The sequence below is a fragment of the Sandarakinorhabdus rubra genome, assembly GCF_010994245.1.
GTDB classification, from domain to species: Bacteria; Pseudomonadota; Alphaproteobacteria; order Sphingomonadales; family Sphingomonadaceae; genus Sandarakinorhabdus; species Sandarakinorhabdus rubra.
Genome location: NZ_WMHO01000112.1, coordinates 1 through 8235 on the forward strand (window position 1 = coordinate 1; position 8235 = coordinate 8235).

General features: G+C 67.7%; 9 protein-coding genes. 3 read left to right on the forward strand and 6 right to left on the reverse strand.

Annotation, left to right across the window (positions count from 1 at the left end; genetic code table 11):
* Positions 1-252: 252 nt before the first annotated feature.
* Both GJV64_RS08280 and GJV64_RS08285 read left to right on the forward strand, forming a co-directional pair.
* Positions 253-1428 (forward strand): acetyl-CoA C-acetyltransferase, encoded by a 1176-nt coding sequence (locus GJV64_RS08280; RefSeq protein WP_164156790.1) that lies wholly within the window; start codon positions 253-255, stop codon positions 1426-1428.
* A gap of 30 nt (positions 1429-1458) precedes the next feature.
* Positions 1459-2361 (forward strand): crotonase/enoyl-CoA hydratase family protein, encoded by a 903-nt coding sequence (locus tag GJV64_RS08285; RefSeq protein ID WP_164156791.1) that lies wholly within the window; start codon positions 1459-1461, stop codon positions 2359-2361.
* Positions 2362-2376: 15 nt separating this feature from the next.
* Here the strand turns inward: GJV64_RS08285 and GJV64_RS08290 are convergent, their stop codons facing one another.
* The 3 genes from GJV64_RS08290 to mgtE are packed head-to-tail and all read right to left on the reverse strand — an operon-like array spanning position 2377 to position 4581.
* Entirely contained in the window at positions 2377-2712 is a 336-nt protein-coding gene (locus GJV64_RS08290; RefSeq protein ID WP_164156792.1) for a GntR family transcriptional regulator, read from the reverse strand.
* A gap of 52 nt (positions 2713-2764) precedes the next feature.
* Positions 2765-3172, reverse strand: a complete 408-nt coding sequence (locus GJV64_RS08295; protein ID WP_164156793.1) for a DUF1489 family protein — start codon at positions 3170-3172, stop codon at positions 2765-2767.
* Positions 3172-4581, reverse strand: coding sequence for a magnesium transporter (mgtE, locus tag GJV64_RS08300; RefSeq protein WP_164156794.1), 1410 nt, complete (start codon positions 4579-4581; stop codon positions 3172-3174). Before mgtE ends, GJV64_RS08295 begins: the two co-directional genes overlap by 1 nt.
* A gap of 92 nt (positions 4582-4673) precedes the next feature.
* Between mgtE and GJV64_RS08305 the strand changes: the two genes are divergently transcribed.
* Positions 4674-5039 carry a hypothetical protein gene (locus GJV64_RS08305; RefSeq protein WP_164156795.1) on the forward strand — a complete coding sequence of 122 codons (366 nt, stop codon included), beginning with the start codon at positions 4674-4676 and terminating at the stop codon, positions 5037-5039.
* Here GJV64_RS08305 and GJV64_RS08310 read toward each other — a convergent pair.
* The 3 genes from GJV64_RS08310 to queA form a co-directional block, all read right to left on the reverse strand.
* Entirely contained in the window at positions 5036-6346 is a 1311-nt protein-coding gene (locus GJV64_RS08310; protein WP_205599567.1) for a dicarboxylate/amino acid:cation symporter, read from the reverse strand. The two genes, GJV64_RS08305 and GJV64_RS08310, sit on opposite strands and share 4 nt — an antisense overlap.
* Before the next feature lie 136 nt (positions 6347-6482).
* Positions 6483-6962 (reverse strand): transcription elongation factor GreA, encoded by a 480-nt coding sequence (gene greA, locus GJV64_RS08315; protein WP_164156796.1) that lies wholly within the window; start codon positions 6960-6962, stop codon positions 6483-6485.
* A gap of 95 nt (positions 6963-7057) precedes the next feature.
* Positions 7058-8104, reverse strand: coding sequence for a tRNA preQ1(34) S-adenosylmethionine ribosyltransferase-isomerase QueA (gene queA / locus GJV64_RS08320; protein ID WP_164156797.1), 1047 nt, complete (start codon positions 8102-8104; stop codon positions 7058-7060).
* Positions 8105-8235 lie beyond the last annotated feature (131 nt).

Here is an 8235-nt window from a genome sequence, read left to right on the forward strand (position 1 = left end):
CGTGTCGGGCAGCGGGGCGATGGCGGCGGGCTTCGGGGCTGGCTTGGGCGCCGGCTTGGGGGCCGCCTTGGGCGCCGGCTTGCGCACCGGCGCAGCGCCAGCCGGCGGGGTGAGCACCAGCATTGCGGCCGCGGCGATTCCCCAGAAGGTACGGAGCATCACGCTCTCCCTGATCATTTTGCCCGTCAATGCCCAAGGGGGAAGCAGGCGTAAAGTGCCGCGACGCGAATCCAGCCTTCAGGAGCATGACCCATGAGCGAAGCCTATATCGTTGCCGCCAAGCGCACGGCCGGCGGCCGCCGCGGCGGACTGCTGCGGGACTGGCACCCGGCCGACCTGTCGGCACAGGTGCTGAACGCGCTGGTGGATGACACCGGCATCGACCCGGCGCTGATCGAGGACGTAATCATGGGCTGCGTCGGCCAGGCCGGCCAGCAGTCCACCAACGTGGCGCGCAATGCCGTGCTGTCGTCAAAGCTGCCGGAATCGGTGCCGGGCACCAGCGTTGACCGCCAGTGCGGCTCCAGCCAGCAGGCGGTGCATTTCGCAGCCGCCACGGTGATGAGCGGCCAGATGGACGTGGTGATCGCCGCCGGGGTGGAATCGATGACCCGCGTGCCGATGGGCACGCCCGTCAGCCTGCCGGCCAAGGCCGGCATGGGCATGCCCTATGGCGAGGGCATGGAACAGCGCTATCCCGGCATCCAGTTCAGCCAGTTCACCGGCGCCGAGATGATCGCGGCGAAATACGGCCTGACCAAGGACATGCTCGACGAATTTGGCTATGAAAGCCAGGTGCGCGCCGGCAAGGCGGCGAAGAGCGGCGCCTTTGCGAACGAGATCGTGCCGGTGAACGTGACCACCCATGAGGGCGCACCGCATGTCCACACGCAGGATGAAGGCATCCGCTTCGATGTCAGCCTGGACGGCGTCAAGGGCGTCAAGCTGATCAACCCCGATGGCGGCCGCCTGACGGCGGCGACTAGCAGCCAGATCTGCGACGGTGCGTCGGGCGTGCTGATCGTCAACGAGCGCGGGCTGAAGGCGCTGGGCGTCAAGCCGCTGGCCCGCATCCACACCATGACGGTGGTCGGCGAAGACCCGGTGATCATGCTGGAAGCCCCGATCGGCGCCACCAAGAAGGCGCTGAGCCGTGCCGGCATGAAGATCGAGGATATCGATCTCTACGAAGTGAACGAGGCCTTTGCCTCCATCCCGATGGCCTGGATGCAGCAGCTGGGCGCCGACCATGCCCGCCTGAACGTCAACGGCGGTGCCATCGCGCTGGGCCACCCGCTTGGCGCCAGCGGCACCAAGCTGATGGCAACGCTGGTCCATGCCCTGCACGCGCGCGGCAAGAAATGGGGCCTGCAGACGATGTGCGAAGGCGGCGGGCTCGCCAACGTGACGATCATCGAAGCGCTGTAACGCTGACAACAGACAGAAAGGCGCTGTAACATGGGCAGCTACACCCAGATCGCCCTCGATATCGATGGCCCCATCGCCACCATCACGCTCGACCGGCCGGACAAGCTGAACGCCTTCACCGGCGTGATGATGACCGAGATGATCGCCGCCTTCGACGAAACCGACGCCAATGATGCGGTGAAAGCGGTGATCGTCACCGGGCGCGGCCGCGCCTTCTGCGCCGGGGCTGACCTCAGTGCCGGGGCCGCCACCTTCGATTACGAGAAACTGGGCGGGCACCGCAGTGCCAATCCGGTGCGCGAGGATGGCAGCATAGACTGGAGCCACCCGGCCACCCGCGACGGTGGCGGCCAGTTGACGATGCGCATCTTCCGCAGCCTCAAACCCGTGATTGCCGCTGTCAACGGCCCCGCGGTCGGCATCGGCGCCACCATGCAGTGCGCCATGGACATGCGGCTGGCCAGCGACACCGCGCGCTTCGGCTTCGTGTTTGCCCGCCGCGGCATCGTGCCGGAAGCCGGGTCGAGCTGGTTCCTGTCCAAGCTCGTCGGCCTTCCGCAGGCGCTGGAATGGTGCATGACCGGCCGCGTGTTCGATGCCGCCGAGGCCCTTAAGGGCGGCTTCGTGCGTTCAACCCATGCGCCCGATGACCTGCTGCCGGCGGCGCGCGCGCTGGCGCTGGAGATTGCGGAGAACACCGCGCCGGTATCGGTGGCGCTCACCCGCCAGATGCTGTGGCGCATGGCGGGTGCGGCCAGCCCGTGGGATGCGCACCGGCTCGACAGCCGCATGGTCTACATGCGCGGCCGTTCCGGCGATGCCAAGGAAGGCGTGGTCAGCTTCCTCGAGAAGCGCCCGCCGGCCTATCCCGACACGGTGAGCCAGCACATGCCCGCCGACGTGTTCCCGTGGTGGCCGGAAGAGAAATGGTGAGGCTCAGGCCCCGGTTCAGGCGTCTGCGAGCAGGTCGCCCACGTCGAGGCCGAGCCGGCTGATCCGCGCCTTCACGCGCGGCCATTCATCCGACAGGAAGGCCTCCCGCTCGCTGTCCAGCAGGCGGGTGACGGCGCCATCGGCTGCGAACAGGCCAACGCCCTTCTTCGCGCGCACCAGCCCTGCGGTCTGCAGATCCTGATAGGCCTTGGCGACGGTGAGGGGGTTGACCCCGGCCTCGGCGGCCAGCGCCCGCACGGAGGGCAGCACGGCGCCGTCCCCGGCGGTGAGGATCCGTTCGATGATCGTATCGCGGATCTGGCGATAGATAGGGCGGCCGTCACTGAACATCCACTGTTGTATGGCGCCACCACAGCCAAAGGTCAACAAGTGTATGAAGCGGCTACAGCAGCCAGAGCGCCTGGAGTTCGCGGACCAGCCCGGCGGGCAGGGCATCGCCGCTGGTTTCGCCGCCCAGCAGATCGGGCGGGGCGTCGCCGGCCTCCAGATAGCGCCAGCCCTGGTGGGCGCGGCAGGGCCGCTGCTCGACCGGCACCGGCCCCGGCGCCAGCTCAATCGCGCACTTGGGGCCCCAGTCGGTCTCGGCCATGGCGATGGACAGGATCTGCTGCCGCGCCACCAGCCGGTGGCCGATGATCCAGAAGATCGAACCGCCGATGAGTTCTTCGGCGCGTTTGGGCATGAAGCGGGTATGCGCCCCGGCGCGGCCCTCGCCCCACCAATGGGCCTGGCGGGCGGCGAGCGTGGCGATGTCGGGGCAGCCGGCGGCCACCTTGGTGAGGTGCAGCATCAGCCCAGATATTGCACGCCGACCAGCGTGGCGAGACCGAGGAAGGCGAAGAAGCCCATCGAGTCGGTGATCATTGTCACGAACACCGAGGAGGCGACTGCCGGGTCGGCCTCCAGCCGATCGAGGGTGAGGGGCACCATCACGCCGGCCAGCCCGGCGATCAGGATATTGAACAGCATGGCCGCGGCGATGACGAGGCCCAGGTTGGCATTGCCGAACACGGCAAAGACACCGGCCGCCATCAGCACGGCCAGCGTCAGGCCGTTCAGGAACGCCACCCTGATCTCGCGCCAGATGGTGCGGCGGGTGTTGCTGTCGGTCAGCTGGTTGGTGGCCAGGGCGCGGACGGTGACGGCCATCGTCTGGTTGCCGGCATTGCCGCCCACCGAGGCGACAATGGGAGACAGCGCCGCCAGCGCCACCAGCGCTTCGATGCTGGCCGAGAAAGCGCCGATCACGCTGGCTGAAACGAGGCCGGTGACCAGGTTGGCGACCAGCCAGCGCGAGCGGGTGCGATAGGTGGTGAGCACCGGCTCATTGATGTCGCCATCGCCGGCGCCCGACAGTTTCAGCACGTCCTCGCCGGCTTCGGCCTGGATGATGTGGACCACGTCATCGACGGTGATGACGCCCACCAGCTTGCCGGCATCGTCGATCACGGCGGCAGAAATGAGCGCATATTTCTGGAACAGCAGCGCCACTTCCTCCTGGTCCATGGTGACCGGGATCAGCGTCTGCTCGCGCTTCATCACGTCGCCGACGCTCAGATCGGGCGGAGCGGTGAGCAGCCAGCTCAATCGCATGGTGCCGATCGGCCTACCGGCTATGTCGACCACGAAGATTTCCCAGAAGTCCGTTGCCGGATCGATGGTGGCGCGGATGCGCTCGATCACTGCGCCAACGCTCATGTGCTCGGCCACCGCGACGAGCTCACGCTGCATCAGGCGGCCGGCGGACTCCTCCGGATAGTTCAGTGCCGCCTCGATGTCGGCGCGGTCTTCGGGGGCTAGTGCGCCCAGCACCGCGCGCTGCTCATCGGCCTCCAGGTCCTCGATCACGGCCACCGCATCGTCGGTGTCGAGCTGGGTGACGACTTCGGCCACCTCGCCCGGCGACAGCGCGTCCAGCACGTCCTCGCGGACATAATCGTCCAGCTCGGCCACGACGTCGGCGTTGAGCAGTTCGCCGAGCGCGCCGGCGAGGCGACCGCGCATGCCGGCATCGATGGCGCCGAACAGATCGGCGACGTCGGCCGGGTGCAGCGGGCCCACCAACGCGCGCACGGCCTCGTCGTCGCCGCTGGACAGGGCAGCGGCGACGTCGCTGACAAAGGCGCGGCTCAGCCGGCCTTCCTCCAGCGCGTCCGGCGCCTCCTCGGCGCGCGGGTCAAGGCGCAGTTCATCGCTCACGGCGACGGGTTATACGCGCCTTTCCGTGGCGTGCCAGCCTTTGCCGCCGGCGCGGCACTGGTGTATCGCCGCAGGAGCGAAGGGGGCGGATCATGGCTGTCTGGCTGCCGATCATCATCTATGGAACCACCGTGGCGCTGGGCCTGGTGCTGGGCTGGTATTTTCTGTCCTCGAAACGCCCGCCCAAGGCCGTGCAGGCCATTCACCTGCTGACCGGCTTTGGCGGGCTGGAGGTGGTGATGCTGGTGACACGCATCAGCCGCGGCAACGAGGCGTTGTCCGACAATGCCACGATCGCCCTGGTGCTGCTGGGCTTCGCGGTGGTCTCCGGGCTCTTTGCCGGCATCATGGCCAAGCCGCGCCCCGACATCATCGGGCCGGCACTGGCGGCGCATGCCTTCGTGGGTGGCAGTGCGTTCCTGGTACTGGCCAACTGGACGATGAACGCGGTGCCCTAATCGGGATCGGCTTGAGGACCAGGCTCGACGGCGGCCGGACCGAACTCCTTGGCACTGAACACCGCTGCGAACTGCGCCTCGTCGATGGCGCCTTCCCAGCGCGAGACGACGATGGTGGCCACCGCGTTGCCGATGAAATTGGTGAGCGCCCGGCATTCGGACATGAAGCGATCGATGCCCAGGATCAGGGCCATACCGGCGATCGGCACGCTGGGCACGATCGACAGCGTGGCCGCCAGGGTGATGAAGCCGGCGCCGGTGACGCCGGCCGCGCCCTTGGAACTGAGCATGGCAACGCCGAGCAGCAGCAACTGCTCACCCAGCGAGAGTTCGATGCCGGTGGCCTGCGCGATGAACAGCGCCGCCAGTGTCATGTAGATGTTGGTGCCATCGAGGTTGAAGCTGTAGCCGGTGGGCACCACGAGGCCGACGATCGGGCGCGGGCAGCCGGCGCGCTCCATCTTGTCCATCAGGCTGGGCAGGGCGGATTCCGAACTGGAGGTGCCCAGCACCAGCAGCAGTTCGGCCTTCAGATAGCGGATGAGGGTGAAGATCGAGAAGCCGGCCGCGCGCGCCACCAGCCCCAGCACCACGATCACGAACAGCAGGCAGGTGATGTAGAAGGTGCCCACCAGTGCCGCCAGATTGGCGATGGCGCCGATGCCATATTTGCCGATGGTGAAGGCAAAGGCGCCGAAGGCCCCGATCGGCGCAGCGCGCATGAAGATCGCCACCAGCGTAAAGAACGCCGCTGCCACTGCCTCGAGGAACCGCGTCACCGGCTCGGCCGCCGCGCCGCCCATCGCCAGCGCGATGCCGAAGCTGATCGCGACGAACAGCACCTGCAGCAGATTGCCATCCACAAACGCGCCCAGCATGCTGGTGGGGATGATTTCCATCAGGAAGGCCGTGATGGTCTGGTCCTTGGCCTTCTTCACATACTCATCGACTGCGCCGGTCTGCAGCGTCGCCGGATCGATGTTCATGCCGCTGCCTGGCTGCACCAGATTGGCAACGATCATGCCGATGATCAGCGCGATGGTGGAAAAGAACAGGAAATAGGCGAAGGCCTTGCCCGCTACGCGCCCGACATCGCCCAGGCCCTTCATGCCGGCGATGCCGGTGACGATGGTGAGGAAGATCACCGGGGCGATGATCAGCTTGACCAGCTTGATGAATGCATCGCCCAGCGGCTTCAGCGCCACACCGGTGTCGGGCGCGAAATGACCGATCAGCCCGCCGGCCACGATGGCCACAAGTACCTGGACATAAAGCTGGGCATAGAGCGGCTTGCGTGCCGCTGGCACGGCCTTGCCTTGTGCTGCGATGGCGATGGTCCTGTCCCCCCGGTTGGCGCTCCAGGGTCATCTAGCCGAATATTGCGGCTCGGCAACAGCGTCCCGTGGCCTGCAATCAGCGCCGGCTGGCCTGGCTGGCCGACGGTCAGGCGATGGCGGTGATTTCCACCTGCCGGCCCGCCACCATTGCACCCTCCCCGATGCCCTTGCCGATCAGCGCGCGCGCCAGTGGGGAGACATAGCTGACACTGCCCGCCGCCGGGTCTGCCTCATCGTCGCCGACGATCGCATAGGTGCGGCTGCGGCCATCATCGCCTTCGAAGGTGACGACGCTGCCAAAAGCGACCGTGCCATCTGCCGGCCGCTGGTCGATCAACTGTGCCGACGCGCGCCGTGCAGACCAATAGCGCAGGTCGCGGGTGGCGCGGGCCATGGCGGTGCGGTCCGTGCTGATCGCATCTCCGGCCTGCGCTGCGGCATAGGCGGCGCGCGCGGCCGCAAGCGCGGCCTCGATCTGCGCCAGGCCGTTGGGGGTGACAAGATTGGCGTGCACCGGGATCGGCCTGTCGGGCAGATCGGCCGCAACGGCTTCGGCATCCGATTCCTTGGTGAAGGCCACGCTCATCGGTCAGATATGTGCGGCTGCAGTGCGAACTTCAACAGCCTGCTGCGGGTGCCGCGTCTGCACATTAGCAACCGGGGCGAAGCAGGCTGCCCGGCTCACGGCAGCAGCAGCGAACCGTCGCCATAGCTGTAAAAGCGATAGTCCTTCTCGATGGCATGCGCGTACGCCTTGCGCATCACGTCCAGCCCCATCAGCGCACTGACCAGCATGAACAGGGTCGAGCGCGGCAGGTGGAAGTTGGTGATGAGCCCGTCGATGGCGCGCCAGCGATAGCCGGGGGTAATGAAGATCGACGTGTCGCCCGTGAAGGCGTGGATGGTGCGGGTCTCGTCGGCGGCGGATTCGAGCAGGCGCAAACTTGTGGTGCCCACCGCGATGATGCGCCCGCCGGCCGACCGGGCGGCATTCAGCCGAGCGGCGGTGGCGGCATCGAGGCTGCCCCATTCGGCGTGCATCTGGTGGTCCTCCACGCGGGTCGCCTTGACGGGAAGGAAGGTGCCGGCGCCGACATGTAGGGTCACCGTCTCGCGGGTCACGCCGGCGGCCGCGAGTTCGTCCCACAGGCGCGGGGTGAAATGCAGGCCGGCGGTGGGCGCCGCCACCGCGCCATCCCGTGCTGCGTGCAGCGTCTGGTAATCGGCCGCGTCGGCGGCGTCGATGTCGCGGCGGCGGGCAATATAGGGTGGCAGCGGCATCTGGCCAACGGCGTGCAGCGCGCTTTCCAGCGGTTGGCCGGCGGCATCGAACTGCCAGAGCACGCTGCCCTCCGTGCTCTTCTCGATCACCGTGCCCTGAAGGGGCACGCCTTCGCGGCCAAACGCGATGACGTCGCCGGGGCGCAGCCGGCGGGCGTTCCTGACAAAGCTCCACCAGCGATTGGCGGTTTCGCGCTTGTGGAGGGTGACCCCGATCGCCGCATCACCCTTTCTGGCGAACAGTTGCGCCGGGATCACCCTGGTGTCGTTGACCACCAGCACATCGCCGGGGCGCAGGCGCGCGGGCAGATCGCGAAAGCTCATGTCCGCGAGCGCGCCGACGTCGCGCCCGGTCACGCACAGCAGGCGGGCAGAGTCGCGCGGGGACACCGGCCGCAGCGCGATCCGCTCTTCGGGCAGGTGGAAATCGAAATCGTCGACCAGCATCGGGGGAACAGCCCTTTGTGGTGGTGGCAGGGGGGGTGGGTGCGCCGGTCGGCGCGTGCTCAGCGTGGCGCAATCGGCCCGGATGTGGGCGGCGGCAGGTTCAGCGCGCCGGCCGGGATCGGGCTGGCCGC